The organism is Inquilinus sp. 2KB_23, assembly GCF_052115705.1.
Taxonomy (GTDB): Bacteria; Pseudomonadota; Alphaproteobacteria; order DSM-16000; family Inquilinaceae; genus Inquilinus; species Inquilinus ginsengisoli_A.
On the sequence record NZ_JBFRHF010000011.1, the window covers coordinates 223,758 to 246,765 of the forward strand.

Genomic DNA, 23,008 nt, shown 5'->3' on the forward strand with positions numbered 1-23,008 from the left:
CCGACAGGACGGGGACGCATGCCGACAGACACGCCGGAGGCCACGCGGACCGCCGCGCACAACATCCTCGAGGTGGTGCGGACGCTGCGGCCGGAGCTGCGCAAATCCGACCGGAAGGTCGCCGATGCGGTGCTGGCCAACCCGGCCGGCGTGCTCAACGCCACGGTGGCGGAGATGGCGCAGCTGGCCGATGTCAGCCAGCCCACGGTGATCCGCTTCTGCGTCGCGGTGGGCTGCACCGGCTACCAGGAGTTCAAGCTGCGGCTGGCCCACAGCGTGGCGCTCGGCCTGCCGGCGACCCATTCCGTGCTGCTCGGCACCGACACGCCGGGCACCGTGGTCGACAAGATCTTCGACTACACCATCTCCAGCCTGGACTGGGCGCGGCACCATCTCGACAAGGCCGCGATCGAGCGGGCGATCGAGGTGCTGGAGGCGGCGCGGTCGATCGCCTTCTTCGGCTTCGGCGCCTCCGGCATCGTGGCGCGCGACGCCCAGCAGAAGTTCCCGCTGTTCGGCGTGCCCTGCTCGGCCGAGCTCGATTCCCACCAGCAGATCATGGCGGCATCGATGATGCAGCCGGGCGATGTCGCGGTGGTGATCTCCAACACCGGCAAGACCCGGTCGATCATCGAGGTGGCGCGGACGGCGCGCGAGAACGGGGCCAAGGTGATCGCCCTGACCGGCACGGATTCGCCGCTGGTGACCTATTGCGACGTGGCGCTGGTGGCCGAGACGCTCGACAACACCAACATCTACACGCCAACGATCTCGCGCATCGCCGCGCTGGTGGTGATCGACATCCTGTCGACCGCCGTGGCCCTGCGCCGCAACGACGCCCATTTCCAGCGCTTCCAGACCATGAAGCGGCGGCTGAACGAGCTGCGGTTCACCGAGCGGATCTGACGGCGCTCACCCCAGCCGTTTGATCAGTTCCATCGCCGCGGCCGGGGCCTTGGGCTTGAAGCCGTTGATCATGTAGATGAAGACGTCGCGCGATTTCGGCGGCTTGGCCTCGGCCTTGCCGACCGGCTCCAGGTCCTTCGGCGCGCCGCCGCCGGCCCATTCCTTCGCCCGCGCGGCCCACTGGTCCAGCGCCTTGGGGGCATAGCCGGTCTCGATCGTCTCCGACGCCTTCTGCAGCCGGGCGTAGACGAAGGGCGCCGTGACGTCGTGAATGTGCGGGAAGTCGTCCTTGTCGGTCAGCACCACCGCCACCTTGTAGGCCCGCAGCAGGTCGATGAACTCCGGCACCTTGAAGCTGTCGTGCCGGACCTCGACGACGTGGCGCAGGGCATGGCCCTCGACGCTGTGCGGCAGCAGCTTCAGGAACGCCTCGAAATCCGTGGGGTCGAACTGCTTGGTCGGCAGGAACTGCCAGTTGATCGGGCCCAGCTTCTCCTTCAGCTCCAAGAGGCCGCTGGTGACGAAGCGCTCGATCGACTCGCCGGCCTCGGCCAGCACCCGGCGGTTGGTGGTGAAGCGGGTGCCCTTGAGCGAGAACACGAAGCCTTCGGGCGTCTCCTCGCGCCATTTGGCGAAGCTCGCGGGCTTCTGCGAGCCGTAATAGGTGCCGTTGACCTCGATCGAGGTCAGGTGCTGGCCGGCGTATTCCAGCTCGCGCTTCTGGGCCAGCCCCTCGGGGTAGAAGGTCCCGCGCCAGGGTTCGAAGGTCCAGCCGCCGATGCCGACGCGGATTCCCGATGCTTGCTTCGACGGCATGGCGCCCTCCCGATCTGGTTCGCTGCATCGGAACATATGGCGAACGCAGAATCAAGCGGCAGCGCTACGGTCTGGGCGCCGTGGTGCCGCGTTCGATCAGGATCGCCGGCACCACGATCCGGGCCTCGTGCGGCTCGGGCGGGGAGGCGGTCGCCGCCGCCAGGATCTTCAGCGATTCATCGACCATGCGCTTGCCGTCATGGACGAAGGTGGTGAGGTCGTAGCCGGCATAGCCGGCGGCCGGGATGTCGTCGAAGCCGGCGATCATGACGTCGCCGGGCACGTCGAGCCGCAGCTCCTTGCGCAGGGCGTCGATGGCGCCGATCGCCACCAGGTCGTTGGCGCAGAAGATCGCGTCCGGCCGGTCCGGCCCGCGGCACATCTGCAGCGCCGAGGCGTAGCCGCCCTCGTAGCGGAAATGCCCACCGATCACGATGGGGTCGGGGTGGCCGAGCTCGCGCAGCCGCTCGCGGAAGCCGCCCAGCCGCTCCTCATTGGCCGGGCTGCCGGCCGGGCCGGCGATGTAGCCGAAGGACCGGGCGCCGCGCGCCAGGAACAGGTCGACGGCCGTCCGCGCCGCCCCCCAGTTGTCACAGCACACCGAGGACAGCCACTCGTTCTTCACCGGCGTGTTGAACGAGATGGTCGGGATGCGGAACCGCGCCAGCTCGGCGGCGGATTCCGGCGCCAGCACCGCCAGCGCGCTGACGATGGCGTCGACCCGGTAGCTGGCCAGCCGCGGGATCACCGCGTCGAAGGAATGGCCGCTGTCGACATGCAGCAGCAGCACCTGCCATCCGGCCGCCTGCAGCCGGATGGTGAACTGCTCCAGCACCACCGAGTAGAACGGATTGTACATCCCGCCGATGACGATCGCGACCAGGTTGGACCGGTGGGTCAGCATGATCCGCGGGATCATGCTGGGCCGGTAGTCCAGCTGCTGCGCCGCCGCCAGCACCTTCGCCCGGGTCTCCTCCGACACGCTGGCGCCCGGCTTGTAGGTCCGCGACACCGCGGATTGCGAGACCCCGGCCAGCCGGGCGACGTCGGTGGAGGACGCGTATTTCTTCAGGCGATTCATCGTGGCATGAGGCGGGGCAGGGACGTGGGCGCTGCCATCAAAGCTTAATCTGCAGCTTCACATCCGCCGGCCGCCCCTCCGCCGCGCGTTCGAAGGCGGCGATGCTGTCCTCGAAGCCGTAGGTGTGCGAGATCAGCGGCTTGAGGTCGACCTTGCCCGACGCGATCATGGCGACGGCACGGTCGAACACGTTGGCGTAGCGGAACACGGTCTCGATCCGCACCTCCTTGGCCGCGGCCGCCACCACGTCGAAGGCGACGGGCTCGACCGGCATGCCGATCAGCACGACGCAGCCGCCCGGCCGCACCAGGTCGAACATCCCGGGATAGGCCCGCGGGCTGCCGCTGGCCTCCAGCACCACATCGGCGCCCCAGCCGTCGGTGGCCTCGGCGATGGCGTCGGCCAGCTTGCGCTCGCGGATGTTGACGCCGGTGATGCCGGGATAGCGCTCGGCGATCGCCAGCTTCTCGGGCAAGAGGTCGGAGATCAGCACCCGGCTGCAGCCGCCGGCCAGCGCGGCGATGGCGGCCATGATGCCGATCGGCCCGGCGCCGATCACCACGGCAACATCGCCCGGCTGGATCCTGGCCTTCACCGCCGCCTGCAGGCCGACGGCGAAGGGCTCGACCATCGCGCCCTCGGCGAAGGAGACATTGTCCGGCAGCTTGAAGGTGAAGGCCGCGGGATGGACCACCTGCGGCGTCAGGCAGCCATGCACCGGCGGCGTCGCCCAGAACACGACGCTGGGGTCGACATTGTAGAGGCCGAGCTTGGAGGCCTTGGAGGACAGGTCGGGGATGCCCGGCTCCATGCACACGCGGTCGCCGACCGCGAGGCTGGTGACGCCGGCGCCGAGTTCGACCACCGTGCCGGCGGCCTCATGGCCCAGCACCATCGGCGCGTTGACCACGAAGGGGCCGATTCGGCCGTGGGTGTAGTAATGCACGTCGCTGCCGCAGACGCCGACGGTGTCGATCTTGATCCGGACATCGCCCGGACCGAGGGTCTGGGGCAGGTCGATCTCACGCAGCGACAGTTCCCTCTGGCGCTCCAGGACCAAGGCACGCATCGTCGTCTCCTCCCTTGCCACCGGGCGCTCCGCGGCCCGAATCCAGCGATCTCCATAGGTACGACATTTTTCCGGTTGACGGCGGAAACTGTCAATGCATAGCTAGTCATTACTGGTGCATAGCTAGTCAACGTAAAAACATTCTTCAGGGAGAGACGACATGAAAGATGGGCGCAACCCCTTCGGCATGACCCTGACCCGGCGCGGCGCCCTCAAAGGCGCGGCGGCCCTCGGCGTCGGCCTCGCGGCCCCCGCTGGTTTCGTGCGTCGCGGCTTCGCCGCCGACAAGCCGACGCTGGTCACCTCGATCCGATCGCTCTCGAATCCCTATCACGCCGCCTGGAAGCAGGGCGCAGAGACCTACGCCAAGGCCGTGGGCCTCGAATTGGTCACGCTGGTCACCGAAGGCGACAGCGAGAAGGGCCTGGCCGACATCCGGGCGATCCTGGCCAAGACCGGCGGCAACATGGTGCTGAACCTCGACCCGAACGATTCGGCCGACGCCCGGCCGATCGTCGAGGCCTGCGCCGCGGCCAAGGTCTTCGTGATGTCGCAGTGGAACAAGCCCGAGGATCTGCATCCCTGGGACCACAACCCCTATTACACTGCCTTCGTCACCTTCGACGGCGAGCGCTACGGCGGCGAGACCGGCGAGGCGCTGGTCAAGTCGATCGGCGGCAAGGGCGGCATTGTCGCGCTCGGCGGCATCCTGTCGAACACCGTGGCGATCGCCCGCAAGGCCGGGCTGGACAAGGTGATCGCGGCCCATCCCGACGTGAAGCTGCTGGATTTCCAGGTCGCCGACTGGCAGTCGACCAAGGCCTATGACGTGGTCGCCGCCTGGCTGACCCGCTTCGGCGACGACATCAAGGGCGTGTGGGCCGCCAATGACGACATGGGCGTCGGCGCGCTCGAGGCGCTGCGGGCCGAAGGCCTGGCCGGCAAGGTGCCGGTCACCGGCATCGACGGCATCAAGGCGGCGGTCGAGGGCGTGCGCAGCGGCGAATTCGCCGCCACCGTGTCGTCCGACCCGTACTGGCAGGGCAGCATGGGCCTGGCGATCCCCTATGCGGCGTCGCTCGGCAAGTTCGACCCGGCCAAGGAGCCGAAGGAGCACCGCGAGTTCTACGGCACCGGCATCGTGGTGACGAAGGACAATGTCGACGCCTTCTACAAGTCCAACATCGAGGCCGAGCCGAAGATCGACTACAACGACCTCTGGGGCCGGGTCACCGGCCAGGTCCGGCCGGGCTGACGGCTGAGTCGTGACCGTACAGTCCCCGATAGCATCGGCCCCGATCGCATCGGCGGCGGCCCCGGCAGGGCCGCCGCGGGCCACCATCCGCCGGCCGAAGCTGGAGCGCCGGCTGCGCCTGGCGGCCCCGCTGATCGTCCTGGTCGTGCTGTGCCTGCTGCTCGGCCTGGCCAACCCGAACTTCCTCAGCACCGGCAACTTCACCCGGGTGGCCGCCGCCGCCTCGATCCCGCTGGTGCTGACCCTGGGCGCCACCTTCATCATCCTGCTCGGCAGCATCGACCTGTCGATCGAGGGCATGATGGCAGTGGCGGCGATCGTGCTGACGCTGCTGGTCTCCAACGATGCCGGGGGCGGCGCCGGCTTCGGCCTGCTCGCGGTGCCGATCGCCGTGGCCACCGGCACCGCCATGGGGCTGCTCAACGGCGCGCTGCATGTCGGGCTGAAGATCCCGTCCTTCATGGCCACCATCGGCAGCTGGTTCATCGGGCTCGGCACCGCCACCATCCTGCTCGGCGGCGGTTCGGTCCGGATCCTCGACCCCGACATCCGGGCCCTGGCCCTGACCCGGCTGGCCGGGATGCCGCTGTCGGTGTGGATCGCGCTGGCGGCGCTGGGCGTCGCCTGGGTGATCCAGAACCACACCCGCTTCGGCCGCCATGTCTACGCCATCGGCGGCGGCGAGGACCTGGCGGCGCTGTCGGGCGTGCCGATCCGGCGCACCAAGGTCATCGCCTTCGCCCTGGCCGGCACCTTCTACGGCCTGGCCAGCGTACTGGCGGCGGCGCAGCTGGGCCTGGCCAATGCCGAGATCGGCACCGGCCGGCTGTTCACCACCATCACCGCCATCGTGGTCGGCGGCACCTCGCTGATGGGCGGGCAGGGCGGCGTGCTGAACGCCCTGGTCGGCATCCTGATCGTGTCGGTGCTGGCCAACGGCATGGTGCTGCTCGGCATCCCGCCCTATCTGCAGCAGGCCGCCCAGGGCCTGATGATCATCGCCGCGGTCGCGCTGTCGCTCGACCGGTCGCAGCTTCGCATCGTGAAGTGACGCCATGCTGCAAGCGGTCGGCATCCAGAAATCTTTCGGCAGCGTCCAGGCGCTGAAGGGCGTCGACGTCGAGATCCGGCCGAACGAGGTGGTCGGGCTGGTCGGCGAGAACGGCGCCGGCAAGTCGACGCTGATGCGCATCCTGGCCGGCGTGCAGCAGCCGACCAGCGGCGAACTGCGGCGCGACGGCGAGGTGCTGCATCTGGGCGATCCCCGGCAGGCCAATGCCCGCGGCATCGTCATGGTGTTCCAGGAGCAGTCGCTGCTGCTGAACCTGTCGGTGGCGGAGAACATCTTCCTGGGCCAGGAGCAGGAGTTCATCCGCTTCGGCCTGGTCAACTGGAAGCGCCTGAACGCCGCGGCCCGACGGCAGCTGGAGAAGGTCGGCCTCGACATCGACCCGGCGACCCGGGCGCAGGACCTCAGCTTCGCGGCGCGGCAGATGGTCGAGCTGGCCAAGGCGCTGGCGCTGGAGGACCGGGTCGAGGGCGACCTGGTGATCCTGCTGGACGAGCCGACCTCGGTGCTGGAGCAGGCCGAGATCGACCTGCTGTTCGACCGCGTCCGCACGCTGAAGAGCCGGGCCAGCTTCGTCTTCGTGTCGCACCGGCTGGACGAGGTGCTGGAGATCAGCGACCGCATCTACGTCATGAAGGATGGCGGCGTGGTCGCCGAGATGCCGGTGGCGGATGCCGACACGCCGACCCTGCACCGGATCATGGTCGGCCGCGAGGTCCACGCCGAATACTACCGCGAATCCGAGCAGCACCCAGCGCAGTCCGAGATCGTGCTGCAGGCCAAGGGCCTGTGCTGCGAAGGCCGCTACCGCGACATCGACCTGACTCTCCATCGCGGCGAGGTGCTGGGCATCGCCGGCGTCATCGGCTCGGGGCGTGAGGATCTGGTGCGCAGCTTCTTCGGCTTCGTCCAGCCGACCGCGGGCACGCTCGAGGTCGCGGGCAAGGCGGTGCGCTTCCGCTCCCCCGCCGACGCGGTCGAGCATGGCATCGGCTTCATCCCCAGCGAGCGCCGGGTCGAAGGGCTGGTGATGATGCTGTCGGTCGCCACCAACATGACCCTGGCGCGGCTGGAGGCGGCGGAAGGCCCGATCGGCCTGAGCCGCCGCCGCGAGCGCAGCCTGGCCGAGGACTGGACCAAGCGGCTGGCGATCCGCGCCGCCGGGCCGGATGCGGCCTGCCTGTCGCTCAGCGGCGGCAACCAGCAGAAGGTGGTGCTGGCGAAGTGGCTGACGGCGGAGTCGCGGATCCTGATCCTCGACCACCCCACCCGCGGCATCGATGTCGGCGCCAAGGAGGAGGTGTTCCGCCTGATCCGGGCGCTGTGCCGCGACGGTGTGTCGGTGATCCTGATCGCCGACACGCTGGAGGAGACCATCGGCCTCAGCCACACCGTGCTGGCGATGCGCGACGGGACGATCACCGCCCGGATGGGCGCAGCACCCGGCCGCAAGCCCGCCCAGGTCGACCTGATCGGACACATGGTATGACCCGCCTGCTCGATCCCGCCGTCCTGCGCAGCGCGGCGCCGGCCCTGTTCCTGCTGCTGCTGGTGGTGGCCATCGCGGTGGTGGAGCCGGGCTTCGGTTCGCCCGACACGCTGCTGGTGGTGCTGGCCGACACCACCACCCTGTTCACCCTGGCGGCCGGCGTGACCTTCGTCATCCTGCTCGGCAGCATCGACCTCAGCATCCCGTCGGTCGCCTCGCTCAGCACCGTCATCGTCGCGCTGCTGCTGCCGCGGATCGGCGTCGGCGCCTTCGCCGTGGCGCTGCTGGCCGGGGCCGCGGCCGGGCTGGTCAGCGGCTTCGTCCATGTCCGGCTGCGGGTGCCGTCCTTCATCGCCACCCTGGCCACCGGCGGCGTGGTCGGCGGCGTCGCCCTCTACATCTCCGATGCCCGCAACATCGCCATCGCCGCCGAGGTGCGGGGCCTCTTGGACTGGATCACCGGCACCAGCCTCGGCGTGCCCAACATCATCGGCGTCGGCGTCCTGGCGCTGGCTTTCGGCATCTATCTCCAGCGCTACAGCCGCTTCGGCCGCTACAGCCTGGCGATCGGCGCGGGCGAGCCGGCCGCCTGGGCGGCCGGGATCCGCGTCAACCGCCAGAAGATCCTGGCCTTCATGCTGTCCGGCGCCTTCGCCGCGCTGGCCGGCATCCTGCTGGCGGCCCGGCTGGCCAGCGGGTCGCCGACCGTCGCCAACCAGCTGCTGCTGCCGGCGATCTCGGCGGTGCTGGTCGGCGGCACCGCCATCACCGGCGGCGTCGGCGGCATCGGCCGCACCCTGGTCGGGGCGCTGACCGTCTCGGTCGTGCGCATCGGCATGACCTTCCTCGGCGTCAACATCTTCGCCCAGCAGGTGGTGTTCGGCTCCGTCCTCATCCTTGCCGTCGCCATCACCCTGGATCGCGGCAAGATCCTGATCGCCAAATAGCCCGCAAGGGACACAGGGGGAACAACACCATGGATCTCGGATTGACCGGCAAGGTCGCCGTCGTCACCGGCGCCAGCATCGGCATCGGCCTTGCGGTCGCCGACGGGCTGGCGGCCGAAGGCGCCCATATCGTGCTGGCGGCGCGCCAGGCCGACCGGCTGGAGGCCGAGGCCGCATCGCTGGCGTCGCGCCACGGCGTCAGGACCCTGGCGGTGGCCTGTGACGTCGGGACGCCTGAGGGCACGGCGGCGCTGATCGCGGCGGTGGAGCAGGGCTTCGGCGGCGCCGACATCCTGATCAACAACGCCGGCACCGGATCGAACGAGACGATCCTGGAGGCGCCGGATGAGAAGTGGCAATCCTACTGGGACCTGCATGTCATGGCGGCGGTGCGGCTGGCCCGCGGCCTGGTGCCCGGCATGAAGCGGCGCGGCGGCGGGGTGATCCTGCACAACGCCTCGATCTGCGCGGTGCAGCCGCTGTGGTACGAGCCGATCTACAACGTCACCAAATCGGCGCTGATGATGTTCTCCAAGACCCTCGCCAGCGAGGTGGTGAAGGACAACATCCGGGTGAACTGCGTCAATCCCGGGCTGATCCTGACGCCCGACTGGATCAAGACCGCCAAGCAGCTGACCGCCGACACCGGCGGCGACTGGGAAGGCTATCTGCAGGGCGTCGCCGACGAGCACGCCACCATCAAGCGCTTCGGCACGCCGCAGGAGCTGGCGAACTTCTTCGTCTTCCTGTGCTCCGACAAGGCCAGCTACAGCGTCGGGTCGACCTATTTCGTCGATGGCGGGATGCTGAAGACGCTGTAGGAGACCCTTTCAAACCATCGTCATTGCGAGCGCAGCGAAGCAATCCATCGTGCCGGAAGAGCGGCGCCATGGATTGCTTCGTCGGCTTCGCCCCCTCGCAATGACGGAGAGGGAGTGGTGTTACGACACCGCCAGATAGTCGCGCTTGCCGATCTGCACCCCGGCCTGGCGCAGCAGGTCGTAGGCGGTGGTGACGTGGAAGAAGAAGTTCGGCAGGGCCATGTTCAGCACATAGGCGCGGCCGGTGAAGGTGCGGTCGCCATTGCGGCTGGGGATGGTGACGGTCGCGTCCTCGCGGCCGTCGATCTGCGCCGGCCCGACGCTTTCGATATAGGCGATGGTCTTGGCGATGCGCTCCTGCAGCTCCGGGAAGGTCTTCTCGGTGTCGGGGAAGCTCGGCGGCGTCTGCCCAGCCAGGCGGGCGGCGCAGGATTTGGCGGCGTCGCTGGCGGCCTGGATCTGGCCGGACAGCGGGTACATGTCGGGCGCCAGCCTGGCCTCGACCAGGGTGGCCGGGTCGACCCGCTCCGCCTCGGCATGGGCGACGGCCTTCTCCAGCAGCGTCGACAGCATCCGCAGCTTCGGAATCATCAGCGCGATCGAGATCTCGTGCAGGGACAGGGGCAAGGGAGTGCTCCGATATTGGAAGCCGAGAGCCGGTCCCGCGGCCCTGCGCCCGAAGGACGCGGAGTGGGGCGGGACTGCCGTCATCAGCCGGGCGTCTCGGCGGCGGCACGGTGATTAATGACGGCCGTCATCTTTCGCGTCAAGCCGGTCTCCAGGGTTTCACTTGACGAGCGGGCTTCCTATTTTTACCGTTCAGTACAATCTGTTCCATTCGGTACAGAGAATGCTTTCCAGACAGGAGCCTGCCATGTCCGCCGACCGTCCGCCGCTGCCGCCTTTCACCCGCGAAACCGCGATCCTCAAGGTCCGCGGCGCCGAGAATGGCTGGAACACGCGCGACCCCCAGCGGGTCGCCCTGGCCTACACCGAGGACAGCCGCTGGCGGAACCGGGCCGAGTTCCTGCAGGGCCGCCCGGCGATCGTCGAGTTCCTCACCCGCAAATGGGCGCGCGAACTGGACTACCGCCTGATCAAGGAGCTGTGGGCCTTCGAGGGCAACCGCATCGCCGTCCGCTTCGCCTATGAATTCCGCGACGATTCCGGCAACTGGTTCCGCGCCTATGGCAACGAGAACTGGGAGTTCGACGAACACGGGCTGATGCGCGCCCGCCATGCCTCGATCAACGACCGTCCGATCACGGAGTCGGAGCGGAAGTTCCATTGGGACGCGTCCAAGCCGCGGCCGGACGACCATCCCAGCCTGAGCGACCTCGGCCTCTGACGCGATGCCGCGGACCGTCACCGAGCGCGCCGATGTGCTGCCCGCCTTGTCTGAGGTGTTCCGCGAGCACGGCTTCGAGGGCGCCAGCTTGGCGCTGATCGGGCAGCGCACCGGCCTGGGCAAGGGCAGCCTCTATCACTTCTTTCCCGGTGGGAAGGAAGAGATGGCGGCCGCCGTGCTGGCCGAGATCGATGGCTGGTTCGGGCAGCATGTCTTCCGGCCGCTGCGGGAGGACGACCCGCAGCGTGCCATGCCGGAGATGATCCGGTCGGTCGGCGCCTATTTCCGCTCGGGCGGCCGGGTCTGCCTGGTCGGCGTCTTCGCCCTCGGCGACGTCCGCGATCGCTTCTCTGCCGCCATCCGGAGCTATTTCGCCGCCTGGATCGAGGCGCTGGCCCAGGCCCTGGTCCGAGCGGGGCGGGACGACGCGGTGGCGCGCGACCGGGCGGAGGAGGCGGTGGCGGCGATCCAGGGCGCCCTGGTGCTGGCGCGCGCCCTCGACGACGCCGACGCGTTCCGGCGCTCGCTGGCGCGGATCGAGGCCCGGCTGCTGGCGTGAGGAGCAAAGCATCCGCTTTTCACCAAGATAATATATTATTTTGACAATTATACTTTCTGGCCATACCGTCTGAACCAGAGCCGGCGGAGCTGAACGCCGGTCATGGCAGACGGGGGCTGGAATGCGGTTTGTCGCCTATCGCGATCGGGGTGTGGACGGGCTGGCCGTGGCCGCGCCGGACGGCGGTTTCCTCGGCTGCCCGTCGGATGACCCGGCCTATCCGGGCCCCCTGTCGGCGCTGATCGCCGAAGGTCCCGGCGCCCTGCGTTCGGCGGGGGCAGGCCTGTTGCGGCAGGGCCGCGCCGTCGATCTCGACGCGGTCACCGTGCTGCCGCCGCTGCCGGCGCCGGGCAAGATCATCTGCGTCGGCCTGAACTACGTCGATCATTCGCTCGAAAGCGGCTTCCAGCCGCCGGCCTTCCCGACCATCTTCACCCGCTTCGCCTCGACCCTGATCGGCCATGGCGCCGCGATCCTGCGCCCGGTGCTGTCGGAGCAGCTGGATTACGAGGGCGAGATGGTCGCCGTGATCGGCAAGGGCGGCCGCCACATCACCAAGGAATCGGCGCTCGACCACGTCATCGGCTACTCCGTGTTCAACGAGGCGTCGGTGCGCGACTACCAGTCCAAGGGGCCGCAATGGACCCTGGGCAAGAATTTCGACTCCACCGGCGCCTTCGGCCCGGTCTTCGTCACCGCCGACGAACTGCCGCCGGGCGGCAAGGGGCTGCGGCTGCAGACCCGGCTGAACGGCCAGGTGGTGCAGACCGCCTCCACCGACGACATGATCTTCGACGTCGCCACCATCATCGCCTTCGTCACCGAGGCGCTGACCCTGTCGCCCGGCGACATCATCGTCAGCGGCACCCCGGCCGGCGTCGGCATGGCGCGCAAGCCCCAGCTGTTCATGAAGCCCGGCGACGTCTGCGAGGTCGAGCTCGAGCGCGTCGGCCTGCTGCGCAACCCGATCGAGGCGGAAGAACCGATCGCCGGCCGCCAGGCGGCCTGACGCGACCATCCGTTAGGGAAACCAGGGAGCAGCAGCGCGCGATGATCGAGGTGCAAAGGGTTTCCAAGAGTTTCGTCAGCAAGGACATCGGCACCGTCACCGCGCTGAAGACGGTCGACCTGACGATCGGCGACAATGAGTTCTTCACCCTGCTGGGCCCGTCCGGCTGCGGCAAGACCACGCTGCTGCGGCTGATCGGCGGCTTCGAGATGCCGACCACCGGCATGATCCGCATCGACGGGGTGGACGTCGCCGCCCTGCCGCCGCAGAAGCGGCCGGTGAACACGGTGTTCCAGAGCTACGCGCTGTTCCCGCACATGACGGTGGGCGAGAACGTGGCCTTCGGCCTGCGCATGCTGGGCCGCCCGGCGCAGGAGATCGCGGCCCAGGTCGCGGCGGCGCTGGAGATGGTGCGGCTCGGCGGCTTCGCCAACCGCCGGCCAGCCCAGCTGTCGGGCGGCCAGCAGCAGCGGGTGGCCCTGGCCCGCGCCCTGGTGCCGAAGCCCAGCGTCCTGCTGCTCGACGAGCCGCTGTCGGCGCTGGACCTCAAGCTGCGCAAGGAGATGCAGGGCGAGCTCAAGCGCCTGCAGCGCGAGACCGGCATCACCTTCGTCCTGGTCACCCATGACCAGGAGGAGGCGCTGGCGATGTCCGACCGGATCGCGGTGCTGCATGACGGCAGCATGCTGCAGGTAGGCCGGCCGGCCGAGATCTACCACGACCCGTCCTGCCGCTTCGTCGCCGACTTCATCGGCGAGGCCAACCTGATCCCCGGCCCGGTGCTGGGCCGCCGGTCCGAGCTCACCATCGCGGTGCGGCCCGAGCGGGTGGTGCTCGGCGCCGGCTACGGCCGCCCCTCCGGGCGCGCCAAGGGCCGGGTGGCGGCGGTGACCTTCCTCGGCCTCGACACGCTGTATGAGATCGAGCTCGCCGGGCACGGCCCGATCCGGGCCCGCATCCGCGGCGACGAGGACGGCTTCTCCAGGGGCGACTCCGTGGTCGTCGACTGGGCGGCCGACGCCGAGCGCGAATTGCTGCACTGACCGGACACGCCGATGTCGCTCAAGCGCACGCTGCTCCTGATCGCTCCGTCCGGCCTGGTGATCGGCATCTTCATGCTGATCCCGATGGCCATCGCCGTGGCCTATTCCTTCATGACCGCCGGCGCCTATGGCGGCGTGACCGGGCCGGCCACCTTCGACGCCTACATCCAGTTCCTGTACCAGCGCGACTTCGACGACACGCTGGTGTTCTCGGCCGATTACATCGTCATCATCCTGCGCTCGCTGTGGCTGGCCGTCGCCACCACCGCGATCTGCCTGGCGCTGGCCCTGCCGATCGCCTGGTACGTGGTGTGCCAGAGCGAGGCGCGGCGGCGGGTGCTGCTGTTCGTCGTCACCCTGCCGTTCTGGATCAACACGCTGATCCGCACCTATTGCTGGATCCTGATCCTGCGCGACGAGGGCGTGGCCAACCAGCTGCTGCGCGGCCTCGGCGTCACCGATGCGCCCCTGCCGCTGCTGTACAATGACGGCGCCATCCTGCTGGGCCTCGTCTACACCTTCCTGCCCTTCATGGTGCTGCCGATCTATTCGACGCTGGAGCGGCTGGACCCGCGGCTGATCGAGGCCGCCTACGACCTCTACGCCAACCGCCGGGCGGTGTTCCGCCGCATCGTCTGGCCGCTGGCCCGGCCCGGCGCCATGGTCGGGGCGACGCTGGTCTTCGCCCCGGCGCTGGGCTCCTTCCTCGCCCCCGACCTGCTGGGCGGCGGCAAGACGCTGCTGATCGGCAGCCTGATCCAGATGCAGTTCACCTCGTCGCGCAACTGGCCGTTCGGCGCGGCGCTGGCCACGGCCATCACCGTCGTCATTCTGCTGGTGCTGATGCTGCAGGCGCGGAAGACCCGGATGCGGGAGCTGAGGCCATGAGCGTGACCCCGTCTTCGCTGCCCGATGCGTCGGCCGGGCGGCCGGCTTCCACCACGCGACGGTCCGGCCCGCGGCCCTTCGACTGGCGGCGTACGCCGGGCCTGGGGTCCTACACCGCCCTGATGGTCGCCTTCCTCTACGCGCCGCTGCTGATCCTGGTGGTCTACGCCTTCAACAGCAGCCAGATGATCACGGTCTGGCAGGGCTTCAGCCTGCGCTGGTTCGTCAAGATCGCCCACAACGACGACATCCGGAACGCGGCCTTGAACAGCCTGGTCATCGCCGTGGTCGCCACCATCGCCTCGACCGTCATCGCCGTCACCGGCGCCCTGGCGCTGGAGCGCGGCACCCGCTTCGTCGGGCGCGGCTTCGTCACCATGCTGATCGCCATGCCGCTGGTGGTGCCCGAGATCATCGTCGCCATCGCCACGCTGGTGTTCTTCTCGTCGATCGGCATGCACAACGGGCTGATCAACCTGATGATCGCCCACACCGTGTTCTGCATCCCCTTCGCCCTGCTGCCGGTGCAGGCCCGGCTGCGCGAGATGGGCCATGCGCTGGAGGAGGCGGGGCGCGACCTCTATGCCGACGAATGGCAGCTGTTCCGCCGCATCACCCTGCCGCTGCTGGCGCCGGCCATCGCCTCCGGCGCGATCATGGCTTTCGTGGTGTCGCTCGACGACTTCCTGATCAGCATGATGGTGTCCAGCGCCGGGTCGACCACGCTGCCGGTCTATGTCTACGGCATGATGCGCCTGGGCGTGACCCCGGAGGTCAACGCCATCTCCACCATCCTGCTCGCCGTGTCGCTGGTCTTCGTCGGCGTGGCGCTGCTGCTCGGGCGCCGCAACCGGCGCGCGGGCTGACGAGGGATTCGATCAAACAGGGAGAACAATGATGAAGAACTGGGCCTTGCTGATGACCGGCGCCGCTTTGGCGCTGGCGCTGCCCGCTGCGGCGCAGGCGGCGGGCGAGCTGCACCTCTACAACTGGACCGACTACACCTCGCCCGAGCTGATCGCGAAGTTCGAGAAGGAGACCGGCATCAAGGTCTCGATCGACACCTATGATTCCAACGAGACCGCCCTGGCCAAGCTGACCTCCGGCGCCTCGGGCTACGACCTGATCGTGGTCAGCAACGACTTCGTGCCGATCTTCGTGAGCCAAGGGCTGTTCGAGCCGGTCGACGTCGCCGCCATGCCCAACTTTAGGAATCTCGACCCGGCGTGGCAGAGGCGCAGCTGGGACCCGGACGCCAGGTACAGCGTGCCCTGGGTGTGGGGCACCACCTCCTATTCCGTCGACACCGCGGTCTACAAGGGCCCGCTCGACAGCCTGAAGACGCTGTTCGAGCCGCCGGCGGAGCTGCAGGGCAAGATCGGCATGTTCGGGTCGCCCAGCGAGGTGATGTCGCTGGCGCTGGTCTATCTCGGCAAGTCGCAATGCAACACGGATTCGACCGACCTGAAGGCGCTGGACGCCCTGCTCGAGGCGCAGAAGCCCTTCGTCAAGGTCTACAACTCCGACGGCACGGTCGAGCGCCAGGTCTCGGGCGAGACCGCGATGCACCAGCAATGGTCGGGCAAGGCCGAGGCGACGCGCCAGCAGAAGGCGACGGTGAAGTACGTCTACCCCAAGGAGGGCGTGGTCGGCTGGATGGACAACGTCGCGGTGCCCAAGGGCGCGCCGGACCTCGACAACGCCAAGGCCTTCCTGAACTTCCTGATGGCGCCCGAGAACATCGCCCTGCAGTCCAGCTTCTCCGGCTACCAGAACGCCGTGGTCGGGGCCAACACGCTGCTGTCGGCCGAGCTCGGCTCGTCGCCGGAGTTCAACCCGCCGAAGGATTTGAAGATCACCTTCGCCCCGGCCTGCCCGGAAAAGGCGACGCGGGCCTACGACCGGATCTGGACCAAGCTCAGACAATAGGCTGGTCGCGCCTGCTTTCTCCCATTGTCATGCCACGGCTCGACCGTGGCATCGAGGGGCGGCCAGAGCGGCTCTTGGTGGCCCCTGGATTGCCCGGTCAAGCCGGGCAATGACAGAGTGGGGGAGTGGGGTGGGGCGCCCGTGGTTGATGCTGGGCGCCTGCCCGCTGATGAGGTCTGGACCATGAGCACATCCCCCGCCGTCGAGCTGACGCGCGAGCTGATCCGCCGGCGTTCGATCAACCCGCCGGGCGGGGAGCAGCCCTGTGCCGAGCTGGCGGCGGGGCTGCTGGAGGCGGCGGGTTTCGCCGTCGCCCGCCACGATTTGGCCAGGGGCCGCACCAACCTGGTCGCCAGCCTGCCGGGCGAGGGCGCGCCGCTGTGCTTCACCGGCCATCTCGACACCGTGCCGCTGGGCGCCGCGCCGTGGACCCGGGATCCCTTCGCCGCCGAGATCGACGGCGACCGGGTCTATGGCCGCGGGTCCAGCGACATGAAGGCCGGCGTCGCCGCCATGGTGGTCGCCGCGATCGGCCTGGCGAGCCTGCCGGGCCGGCGCGCCGGGCTGTCCCTGGTGCTGACGGCGGGGGAGGAGACGGGTTGTGACGGCGCCCGCCACCTCGCCGGCGTGGCCGGGGCGCTGCCCCAGGCCGGTGCCCTGGTGGTCGGCGAACCCACCGCCAACCTGCCGCTGATCGGCCATCGCGGCGCGCTGTGGCTGCGGGCGGCGTTCCACGGCGTCACCGCCCATGGCTCGATGCCGGAGCAGGGGGTCAACGCGGTCTACAAGGCGGCGCGGGGCGTGCTGCGCCTGGCCGAGCACGCCTTCGACACGCCGCGCCACATCCATCTCGGCGGCCCGTCGATCAATGTCGGCACCTTCGCCGGCGGCCTCAACGTCAACTCGGTGCCCGACCGGGCCGAGATCCAGGTCGATATCCGCACCATCCCCGGCCAGTCGAACGACGCGATCTGCCGCGAGGTCGAGGCGGTGCTGGGCGAGGGGGTCGAGCTGTCGCGCATCGTCGATGTCGGCGCTGTTGCCACCAGCCCGCAGGACGAATGGATCAGCGGCGTGTTCGACCTGTGCGAGCGGGCCATCGGCCAGCGCATCGACCCGGCGGGGGCGGCGTTCTTCACCGACGCCTCGGTGCTGGCGCCGGCCATGGGCGGCATCCCGGTGCTGATCCTGGGCCCGGGCGAGCCGACCATGGCGCACAAGACCGACGAATACTGCCTGGTGCCGGCCATCGACGCCGCGGTCGGCCTCTACACCGAGATCGGACGGCGGTGGATGGGGCTGTAGGCGGCAACCCGACGCCCGTCACCTCTCCCCCCTTCGTCATTGCGAGGAGGCGAAGCCGACGAAGCAATCCATCGCACAGTACGGGCTGCCCGATGGATTGCTTCGCTGCGCTCGCAATGACGGTGTTTGGGGGAGGCGGGCCGGCTCGGGCAGCCCTCTCTACCCCTCCACTTCCTCCACCATCCGCAGCTCGTCGCTCGAGGCGGCGGAGAGCAGGATGGTGGCGGTGGCCTGGAGATGGGCGGCCAGCAGGGCGGTCGCCGCCTCCACATCGCGGTCCAGCGTCGCCTGCACGATGCGCTGGTGCTCCTGCTCGATGTTCCGGGTGCTGCGGGTCAGCGGCACCGAGATCCGGCGGTAGCGCTCGCTCTGGTCGTAGAGCTGGCCGCGCAGGCGCAGCAGCCACGGGCTGTCGCAGCCCTCGACCAAAGCGTGGTGGAAGGCGGCATGGGCCTCGGCCCAGTCCTCGTTGGTCCGCGCGGGGTCGCCGGGGTCGCGCTCCGGCGTGCGCGCCAGCCGGTGGGTCGCCGCCACCAGCCGCGCCTCCCAGTCGACGTCGCCGAGGCGGATGGCGTGCCGCAGGCACAGCGTCTCCAGCTCGATCCGGGCCAGGGTCAGGTCCTGCAGGTCCGCCGCCGAGATCGGCGCCGCCCGGAAGCCGCGCTGCGGTTCGGCCACCACCAGCCCTTCCGAGGTCAGCCGCGACAGCGCCTCGCGGATGGCGCCCAGGCTGACCGCGAAGGTGGCGCACAGCTCCTGGATCTTCAGGCGGCTGCCGGGAAGGATGCGGCAGGACAGCAGGTCCGCGCGCAGGGCCTCGTAAGCGCCTTGGGTCCGATTGAGCGTGGGGTCTCGGGCCATGATGCCTTTGTCGTTGGACAGCCGGTTCGGGCCGCTGGTTGGACGGCGTCAGCCTGGATTATCGAAGCCGGATCGACGCTGGTCAATAAAATATATTATTTGTTGACCTATATATACCCATATCGCACAGTGCTGCCAAGACGACAGGGATGGCCCGGCGGACCGGGCGATCCACCGCTCGCGCGACCCGCGTCCGTCCGGATCTGCGGCGGGGTCGGGCAACCGGGCCAGATCCAGAAGGACAGGGGAGCCGCGATGAACAGGGTCATTTTCCGGAACGCCATGGTCTGGGACGGCAGCGGGGCCGAGGCCTATCCGGCCGATGTCCTGGTCGAAGGCACGCGCATCCGCACCGTCGCCCGCACCCCCGGCCAGCTGGCGGCCGACGGCGCCCAGGTGATCGACTGCCATGGCCGCACGCTGATGCCCGGGCTGGTCGAGGGCCACGCCCACATCTCCTTCGGCGGCGCCGTCAACGACAGCGACCTCGGCAACATCCCGCCGGAAGAGCATGTCCTGCTGACCATGCGCAACGCCAAGACGCTGCTCGATCACGGCTTCACCAGCTGCTACAGCGCCGCCACCTCGAAGCTGCGGCTGGACGTGGTGATCCGCAACGAGATCGAGGCCGGCCGCCTGCCGGGGCCCCGCATCCGCGCCGGCAGCCCGGAGATCACGGTCACCGGCGGCCTCGGCGACGAGCGCAAGCAGCACATGTATTACGAGAGCTTCGGCATGATCGCCGACGGGCCGGAAGAGATCGCCCGCGCCGTGCGGCTGTGCTGCCGCGAAGGCGTCGACAACATCAAGATCAACATCTCGGGCGACGACCTCGGCCCCAAGGCCGGCGGCGGCGCCACCGTGATGCGCGAGGACGAGGTCCGCATGGCGGTCGCCGTGGCGCGCGACTTCGGCAAGAAGATCAACTGCCACGCCCGCGCGGCGGAATCGGTGAAGCGCGCGGTGCGCTGCGGCGTCGATGTGATCTATCACTGCGAATCCGCCGACGAGGAAGCCCTCGACATGCTGGAATCGGTGAAGCACAAGGTCTTCGTCGGCCCGGCCATCGGCATCATCTACGGCACGCTGTACGAGGGCGAGCCGTTCGGCTTCACCCGCGAATTCGCCATCAGCATCGGCATGCAGCGGGTGCTGGACACCAGCCGCACGGTCTACACCGAGCTGCGCAAGCGCGGGGTCAAGGCGCTGATCGGCGGCGACTACGGCTTCGCCCAGTCGCCGCAGGGCCAGAACGCCCGCGACCTCAAGCATTTCGTCGACCTGCTGGGCTACAGCCCGAGCGAGGCGCTGGTCTGCGGCACCCGCTACGGCGGCGAGGTGATGGGGCTGAAGGGCGAGCTGGGCGAGGTCAAGGACGGCTACATCGCCGACCTGCTGCTGGTCGATGGCGACCCGCTGCAGGACCTGGACATCATGGTGCACGAGAAGAACCTGCTGGTGATCATGAAGGATGGCGCGCTGTACAAGGACCAGTCCGCGGTGCTGAGCGCATCCCGGGGCGCGGTCGCCGCCTGACCATGGCGGCGCCCGAGATCCCGATCGACGTCGATCCCGACACCGGGATCTGGCGCACTGACGACCTGCCGATGGTCTACCTGCCGCGCCACTTCCTGGTGAACAACCACCGGGCGGTGGAGGCGGCGATGGGCATCGAGCCCTACCGCGCCATCCTGCGCGACGCCACCGAGGCCTCGGCCGTGCATTGGTGCGCGGTCCAGGCCCGCAGCCTCGGGCTGGACCCGGAACAGACGGTCCGCCGCTACGTCCAGCGGCTGTCGCAGCGCGGCTGGGGCCGGTTCGAGATCGAGGAACTGGATGCGGTGGCGGGGCGGGGCCGCATCGCCCTGTCGTCCTCGATCTTCGCGCTGGAATACGGGCCGGGGGCGGGGCGGCCGGTCTGCTACATGTTCGAAGGCTTCATGACCGGGGCCCTGCGCCACCTGCTCGGCGACGCCGGCACGGGGGCGGTGATCGACTGCGAGGAGACGCAGTGCGCCGCCATGGGCCATGACCGCTGCCGCTTCGAGTTCGGCGTCCGCAAGGGCTGAAGCCGTCCGGCCCTCAGCGCTTCAGCGGCAGCTGGAAGCGGATCTCGTCGCTGGTGGCGCCCTTGAAGTGGTCGGCGTCCTGGAGAAAGCCGGTCCGCTCGAAGCCGAGGGCCGCGACCAGGGCCATGGAGGCGGCGTTGCGGGTGTCGATCGACGCGCCGATCGCGGTGATCCCGGGGATCGCCGCCAGCGCGTCGACCACCGCGGCCACCGCCCGCCGGCCGATGCCGCGGCCCTGGCAGCCGGCGAACACGAAATAGGCGATGTCGGCCGCGCCGGCGCTGCCGACCGTCACCTCGACCAGCCCGGCATAGCCGCCCTCCGGCCCGATCCGGATCGCCCAGTTCAGCCACGCCTGGTCGCCGGCCGGCGACTGCCGCGCGGCAAGCCGCTCGCACCGGGCGCGCAGCGTCGCGGCATCGGCCGGCGGCTCCTGCGGGATGAAGCGGTAGAGGCCGGGGTCGGCGAAGCCGTCGAACAGCACCGCGGCATGGTCGGGCCGTAGCGATTCCAGCCGCAATTCCCCCGCAGCCAAAGTCGTCTCCGCCAGGGCGGCGATGCCGGGCGGCGGGCTCAATGCGCCTTGTCGGGCAGCGGCTGGGTGATGCGGTCGATGAAGGCGATGCCGATCGCCGACAGGATGAACACGGTGTGGATCACCGTCTGCAGGATGATCCCGGTCTCGGTGTAGTTGGTCTTGTCCGGCGACCCGACATTGCCCGCCTCGATGAAGGTGCGCAGCAGGTGGATCGACGAGATGCCGATGATCGCCATGGCCAGCTTGACCTTCAGGATGCTGGCGTTGACGTGGTCGAGCCATTCCGGCTGGTCGGGGTGGCCGCCCAGCTTGAGGCGCGAGACGAAGGTCTCGTAGCCGCCGACGATGACCATCATCAGCAGGTTCGAGATCATCACCACGTCGATCAGGCCCAGCACCACCAGCATGATCTGCTGCTCGTTGAAGTCGACGGCGTGGATGACGAGGTGCCACAGCTCCTTCAGGAACAGAAAGACATAGACCGCCTGGGCGACGATCAGGCCGAGATACAGCGGCAGCTGCAGCCAGCGGGACCCGAAGATCACGGCGGGAAGCGGCCGCAGCTTCTGCCGTGCCGGGGCGGGGAGGGTCTCGCGGTCCTGCGACATGGCCGGCTCCGGTAGCGATGGTCGGGAGGGCCCTTATACAGGCGCCGCCGGATTTGCCGGAGGGGGATTTCGCCAGGGATTGCCGGAAAGCCCGGCGGCTCCTCGATTCGTCGGGGCTGCCATTCTTTCGACAAACATGATACGTTTGAATGCCTTGTGGATGATCATTGAGATCACGATGTAAGTTCGGGCGTTTGGCATCGCCCGGGGAAGCGTGGAGGGGGCCATCATGGCCGGTAGGGGAACGTGGCTGCGGACGGCGGCGGCACTGGCTCTCGTCGCCGGGCTGATCGGCGCCTGTTCGTCGGAAAAGCCGCGGCCGTCGGGCGGCAACATCGCCTATTGGGAACCGCAGATCCAGAAGGCGTCGAAGCGCTTCAACGTGCCGCCGGAATGGATCCGCGAGGTGATGCGGATCGAGAGCGCCGGCCAGGCCACCTGGAAGGGCGGCCAGCCGATCACCAGCTCGGCCGGCGCCCAGGGCCTGATGCAGGTGATGCCGGCGACCTATGAGGAGCTGCGCGAGAAGCACGGGCTGGGCAGCGACCCCTACGACCCCGAGAACAACATCATGGCGGGGACCGCCTATATCCGCGAGCTGTACGAGATGTACGGGTCGCCCGGCTTCCTCGGCGCCTACAACGCCGGGCCCGGCCGCTACCGGCAATATGTCGAGAACGGGCGCAGCCTGCCGCCCGAGACCCGGCGCTACATGGACATCGTCGGCACCCAGATCGCCGGCATCGAACCGGGATCCGGCCGGCCCGACCGGATGACCCAGTATGCCGAGCAGCAGATCCAGCAGCGCACCGGGGTGCCCGCCCCGTCGGGCGCGCCGGTGGTGATGGCGATGCAGCCGATCCCCGACCGCCTGTCGCCGGAGGAGCAGCAGACCCGGGCGCGGGTCGAGGCCGCGATCGCCGGCCGCACCGGCCAGCCGATCCCGGCGGCGCCGGTGGTGGTGGCGATGCAGCCGATTCCGGACCGCCTGTCGCCGGCCGAGCAGCAGACCCGGGCACGGGTCGACGCCGCCATCGCCGGCCGCTCCGGCCAACCGATCCCGGCGCAGCAGATCCCGGTGTCCCGCCCGGTGGTGGTGGCGATGCAGCCGATCCCCGACCGGGCGCCGCCGCCGCCCACCCGTCCGGTGGTGACGATGCAGCCGATCCCCGATCGCGTGGCGCCCGCCCCGGTGCGGATGGCGCCGATCCCGGACCGGCAGGAGGTCGCGCCGGTCGACGACGTGCTGCTGGCCATGGCCGCCTCGGCGCCCGAGCGGCCGGCCCCGGTGCCGGTGGTGCCGCGCGCGGCGGTGCAGCCGCAGGTCCAGCGGGCCCAGATCCGGCCTGCGCCGACCGCCGCGGCGGTGACGGTCGCCCCGACCCGGGTGGCGCGGTC

24 protein-coding genes are annotated in these 23,008 nt (G+C 69.3%); 17 read left to right on the plus strand and 7 right to left on the minus strand.

Features of this window, described 5'->3' with window-relative positions; genetic code table 11:
* Window positions 1-18 precede the first annotated feature (18 nt).
* Window positions 19-906 carry an SIS domain-containing protein gene (locus tag AB4112_RS16575; RefSeq protein WP_309792973.1) on the plus strand — a complete coding sequence of 296 codons (888 nt, stop codon included), beginning with the start codon at window positions 19-21 and terminating at the stop codon, window positions 904-906.
* Between the two features lie 6 nt (window positions 907-912).
* Here the strand turns inward: AB4112_RS16575 and AB4112_RS16580 are convergent, their stop codons facing one another.
* From AB4112_RS16580 to AB4112_RS16590, 3 genes are all read right to left on the minus strand, one after another.
* Window positions 913-1,722 carry a DUF72 domain-containing protein gene (locus AB4112_RS16580; protein WP_309792972.1) on the minus strand — a complete coding sequence of 270 codons (810 nt, stop codon included), beginning with the start codon at window positions 1,720-1,722 and terminating at the stop codon, window positions 913-915.
* Between the two features lie 64 nt (window positions 1,723-1,786).
* Complete coding sequence (locus tag AB4112_RS16585; protein ID WP_309792971.1) at window positions 1,787-2,803, minus strand: LacI family DNA-binding transcriptional regulator; 1,017 nt, start codon at window positions 2,801-2,803, stop codon at window positions 1,787-1,789.
* 37 nt (window positions 2,804-2,840) lie between these two features.
* A complete protein-coding gene (locus AB4112_RS16590) occupies window positions 2,841-3,872 on the minus strand; it encodes an NAD(P)-dependent alcohol dehydrogenase (RefSeq protein ID WP_309792970.1) in 1,032 nt (343 codons plus the stop codon).
* Window positions 3,873-4,032: 160 nt separating this feature from the next.
* On the opposite strand from AB4112_RS16590, the gene AB4112_RS16595 reads away from it, so the two are divergent.
* The 5 genes from AB4112_RS16595 to AB4112_RS16615 are packed head-to-tail and all read left to right on the plus strand — an operon-like array spanning window position 4,033 to window position 9,453.
* Window positions 4,033-5,127, plus strand: coding sequence for a sugar ABC transporter substrate-binding protein (locus AB4112_RS16595; protein ID WP_309792969.1), 1,095 nt, complete (start codon window positions 4,033-4,035; stop codon window positions 5,125-5,127).
* Between the two features lie 10 nt (window positions 5,128-5,137).
* Window positions 5,138-6,178 (plus strand): ABC transporter permease, encoded by a 1,041-nt coding sequence (locus AB4112_RS16600; RefSeq protein WP_309792968.1) that lies wholly within the window; start codon window positions 5,138-5,140, stop codon window positions 6,176-6,178.
* Between the two features lie 4 nt (window positions 6,179-6,182).
* The gene (locus tag AB4112_RS16605; protein WP_309792967.1) at window positions 6,183-7,685 is read left to right on the plus strand and encodes a sugar ABC transporter ATP-binding protein; all 1,503 of its coding nucleotides are present in this window, start codon (window positions 6,183-6,185) and stop codon (window positions 7,683-7,685) included.
* The gene (locus AB4112_RS16610) at window positions 7,682-8,632 is read left to right on the plus strand and encodes an ABC transporter permease (RefSeq protein WP_309792966.1); all 951 of its coding nucleotides are present in this window, start codon (window positions 7,682-7,684) and stop codon (window positions 8,630-8,632) included. Before AB4112_RS16605 ends, AB4112_RS16610 begins: the two co-directional genes overlap by 4 nt.
* 29 nt (window positions 8,633-8,661) lie before the next feature.
* Entirely contained in the window at window positions 8,662-9,453 is a 792-nt protein-coding gene (locus AB4112_RS16615; protein WP_309792965.1) for an SDR family NAD(P)-dependent oxidoreductase, read from the plus strand.
* Between the two features lie 120 nt (window positions 9,454-9,573).
* Here the strand turns inward: AB4112_RS16615 and AB4112_RS16620 are convergent, their stop codons facing one another.
* The gene (locus AB4112_RS16620) at window positions 9,574-10,080 is read right to left on the minus strand and encodes a DUF1993 domain-containing protein (RefSeq protein WP_309792964.1); all 507 of its coding nucleotides are present in this window, start codon (window positions 10,078-10,080) and stop codon (window positions 9,574-9,576) included.
* 247 nt (window positions 10,081-10,327) lie between these two features.
* On the opposite strand from AB4112_RS16620, the gene AB4112_RS16625 reads away from it, so the two are divergent.
* From AB4112_RS16625 to AB4112_RS16660, 8 genes are all read left to right on the plus strand, one after another.
* Window positions 10,328-10,801, plus strand: a complete 474-nt coding sequence (locus AB4112_RS16625) for a nuclear transport factor 2 family protein (RefSeq protein ID WP_309792963.1) — start codon at window positions 10,328-10,330, stop codon at window positions 10,799-10,801.
* Between the two features lie 4 nt (window positions 10,802-10,805).
* Window positions 10,806-11,360, plus strand: coding sequence for a TetR/AcrR family transcriptional regulator (locus AB4112_RS16630; RefSeq protein ID WP_309792962.1), 555 nt, complete (start codon window positions 10,806-10,808; stop codon window positions 11,358-11,360).
* A 121-nt stretch (window positions 11,361-11,481) separates the two neighbouring features.
* On the plus strand, window positions 11,482-12,369 hold the full coding sequence (locus AB4112_RS16635) for a fumarylacetoacetate hydrolase family protein (RefSeq protein ID WP_309792960.1): 888 nt from the start codon (window positions 11,482-11,484) through the stop codon (window positions 12,367-12,369).
* 41 nt (window positions 12,370-12,410) lie between these two features.
* Window positions 12,411-13,412, plus strand: a complete 1,002-nt coding sequence (locus AB4112_RS16640; protein WP_309792959.1) for an ABC transporter ATP-binding protein — start codon at window positions 12,411-12,413, stop codon at window positions 13,410-13,412.
* A gap of 12 nt (window positions 13,413-13,424) precedes the next feature.
* Entirely contained in the window at window positions 13,425-14,300 is an 876-nt protein-coding gene (locus AB4112_RS16645) for an ABC transporter permease (protein WP_309792958.1), read from the plus strand.
* Window positions 14,297-15,166: an ABC transporter permease gene (locus AB4112_RS16650; RefSeq protein ID WP_309792957.1), complete on the plus strand. Its 870-nt coding sequence runs from the start codon at window positions 14,297-14,299 to the stop codon at window positions 15,164-15,166. The genes AB4112_RS16645 and AB4112_RS16650 overlap by 4 nt, the downstream gene beginning before the upstream one ends.
* A gap of 31 nt (window positions 15,167-15,197) precedes the next feature.
* Complete coding sequence (locus AB4112_RS16655; RefSeq protein ID WP_309792956.1) at window positions 15,198-16,229, plus strand: extracellular solute-binding protein; 1,032 nt, start codon at window positions 15,198-15,200, stop codon at window positions 16,227-16,229.
* A gap of 183 nt (window positions 16,230-16,412) precedes the next feature.
* On the plus strand, window positions 16,413-17,534 hold the full coding sequence (locus AB4112_RS16660; protein WP_309792955.1) for a M20 family metallopeptidase: 1,122 nt from the start codon (window positions 16,413-16,415) through the stop codon (window positions 17,532-17,534).
* Between the two features lie 159 nt (window positions 17,535-17,693).
* Here AB4112_RS16660 and AB4112_RS16665 read toward each other — a convergent pair whose 3' ends face one another.
* The gene (locus AB4112_RS16665) at window positions 17,694-18,395 is read right to left on the minus strand and encodes a GntR family transcriptional regulator (protein WP_309792954.1); all 702 of its coding nucleotides are present in this window, start codon (window positions 18,393-18,395) and stop codon (window positions 17,694-17,696) included.
* Window positions 18,396-18,650: 255 nt separating this feature from the next.
* Between AB4112_RS16665 and AB4112_RS16670 the strand changes: the two genes are divergently transcribed.
* Together AB4112_RS16670 and AB4112_RS16675 are read left to right on the plus strand one after the other, a co-directional pair.
* Complete coding sequence (locus AB4112_RS16670; protein WP_441721138.1) at window positions 18,651-19,931, plus strand: amidohydrolase family protein; 1,281 nt, start codon at window positions 18,651-18,653, stop codon at window positions 19,929-19,931.
* Window positions 19,932-19,933: 2 nt separating this feature from the next.
* Complete coding sequence (locus AB4112_RS16675) at window positions 19,934-20,464, plus strand: DUF5943 domain-containing protein (RefSeq protein ID WP_441721141.1); 531 nt, start codon at window positions 19,934-19,936, stop codon at window positions 20,462-20,464.
* 13 nt (window positions 20,465-20,477) lie between these two features.
* On the opposite strand, the gene AB4112_RS16680 is transcribed toward AB4112_RS16675, so the two are convergent.
* Together AB4112_RS16680 and AB4112_RS16685 are read right to left on the minus strand one after the other, a co-directional pair.
* Complete coding sequence (locus AB4112_RS16680) at window positions 20,478-21,041, minus strand: GNAT family N-acetyltransferase (protein WP_441721144.1); 564 nt, start codon at window positions 21,039-21,041, stop codon at window positions 20,478-20,480.
* Complete coding sequence (locus AB4112_RS16685) at window positions 21,038-21,610, minus strand: TIGR00645 family protein (RefSeq protein WP_309792946.1); 573 nt, start codon at window positions 21,608-21,610, stop codon at window positions 21,038-21,040. Before AB4112_RS16685 ends, AB4112_RS16680 begins: the two co-directional genes overlap by 4 nt.
* A 229-nt stretch (window positions 21,611-21,839) precedes the next feature.
* Between AB4112_RS16685 and AB4112_RS16690 the strand changes: the two genes are divergently transcribed.
* The coding region (locus AB4112_RS16690; RefSeq protein WP_441721146.1) for a transglycosylase SLT domain-containing protein at window positions 21,840-23,008 on the plus strand (1,169 nt) is incomplete at its 3' end.

Excerpts from the sequence above, each read along its gene's own strand:
- AB4112_RS16650 (WP_309792957.1), top strand. The coding sequence starts at position 14,297 with ATGAGCGTGACCCCGTCTTCGCTGCCCGATGCGTCGGCCGGGCGGCCG.
- AB4112_RS16610 (WP_309792966.1), top strand. The coding sequence starts at position 7,682 with ATGACCCGCCTGCTCGATCCCGCCGTCCTGCGCAGCGCGGCGCCGGCC.
- AB4112_RS16635 (WP_309792960.1), top strand. The coding sequence starts at position 11,482 with ATGCGGTTTGTCGCCTATCGCGATCGGGGTGTGGACGGGCTGGCCGTG.
- AB4112_RS16625 (WP_309792963.1), top strand. The coding sequence starts at position 10,328 with ATGTCCGCCGACCGTCCGCCGCTGCCGCCTTTCACCCGCGAAACCGCG.
- AB4112_RS16615 (WP_309792965.1), top strand. The coding sequence starts at position 8,662 with ATGGATCTCGGATTGACCGGCAAGGTCGCCGTCGTCACCGGCGCCAGC.
- AB4112_RS16595 (WP_309792969.1), top strand. The coding sequence starts at position 4,033 with ATGAAAGATGGGCGCAACCCCTTCGGCATGACCCTGACCCGGCGCGGC.
- AB4112_RS16590 (WP_309792970.1), bottom strand. The coding sequence starts at position 3,872 with ATGCGTGCCTTGGTCCTGGAGCGCCAGAGGGAACTGTCGCTGCGTGAG.
- AB4112_RS16655 (WP_309792956.1), top strand. The coding sequence starts at position 15,198 with ATGAAGAACTGGGCCTTGCTGATGACCGGCGCCGCTTTGGCGCTGGCG.
- AB4112_RS16675 (WP_441721141.1), top strand. The coding sequence starts at position 19,934 with ATGGCGGCGCCCGAGATCCCGATCGACGTCGATCCCGACACCGGGATC.
- AB4112_RS16670 (WP_441721138.1), top strand. The coding sequence starts at position 18,651 with ATGAACAGGGTCATTTTCCGGAACGCCATGGTCTGGGACGGCAGCGGG.
- AB4112_RS16660 (WP_309792955.1), top strand. The coding sequence starts at position 16,413 with ATGAGCACATCCCCCGCCGTCGAGCTGACGCGCGAGCTGATCCGCCGG.
- AB4112_RS16665 (WP_309792954.1), bottom strand. The coding sequence starts at position 18,395 with ATGGCCCGAGACCCCACGCTCAATCGGACCCAAGGCGCTTACGAGGCC.
- AB4112_RS16645 (WP_309792958.1), top strand. The coding sequence starts at position 13,425 with ATGTCGCTCAAGCGCACGCTGCTCCTGATCGCTCCGTCCGGCCTGGTG.
- AB4112_RS16640 (WP_309792959.1), top strand. The coding sequence starts at position 12,411 with ATGATCGAGGTGCAAAGGGTTTCCAAGAGTTTCGTCAGCAAGGACATC.
- AB4112_RS16605 (WP_309792967.1), top strand. The coding sequence starts at position 6,183 with ATGCTGCAAGCGGTCGGCATCCAGAAATCTTTCGGCAGCGTCCAGGCG.
- AB4112_RS16580 (WP_309792972.1), bottom strand. The coding sequence starts at position 1,722 with ATGCCGTCGAAGCAAGCATCGGGAATCCGCGTCGGCATCGGCGGCTGG.
- AB4112_RS16685 (WP_309792946.1), bottom strand. The coding sequence starts at position 21,610 with ATGTCGCAGGACCGCGAGACCCTCCCCGCCCCGGCACGGCAGAAGCTG.
- AB4112_RS16585 (WP_309792971.1), bottom strand. The coding sequence starts at position 2,803 with ATGAATCGCCTGAAGAAATACGCGTCCTCCACCGACGTCGCCCGGCTG.
- AB4112_RS16575 (WP_309792973.1), top strand. The coding sequence starts at position 19 with ATGCCGACAGACACGCCGGAGGCCACGCGGACCGCCGCGCACAACATC.
- AB4112_RS16630 (WP_309792962.1), top strand. The coding sequence starts at position 10,806 with ATGCCGCGGACCGTCACCGAGCGCGCCGATGTGCTGCCCGCCTTGTCT.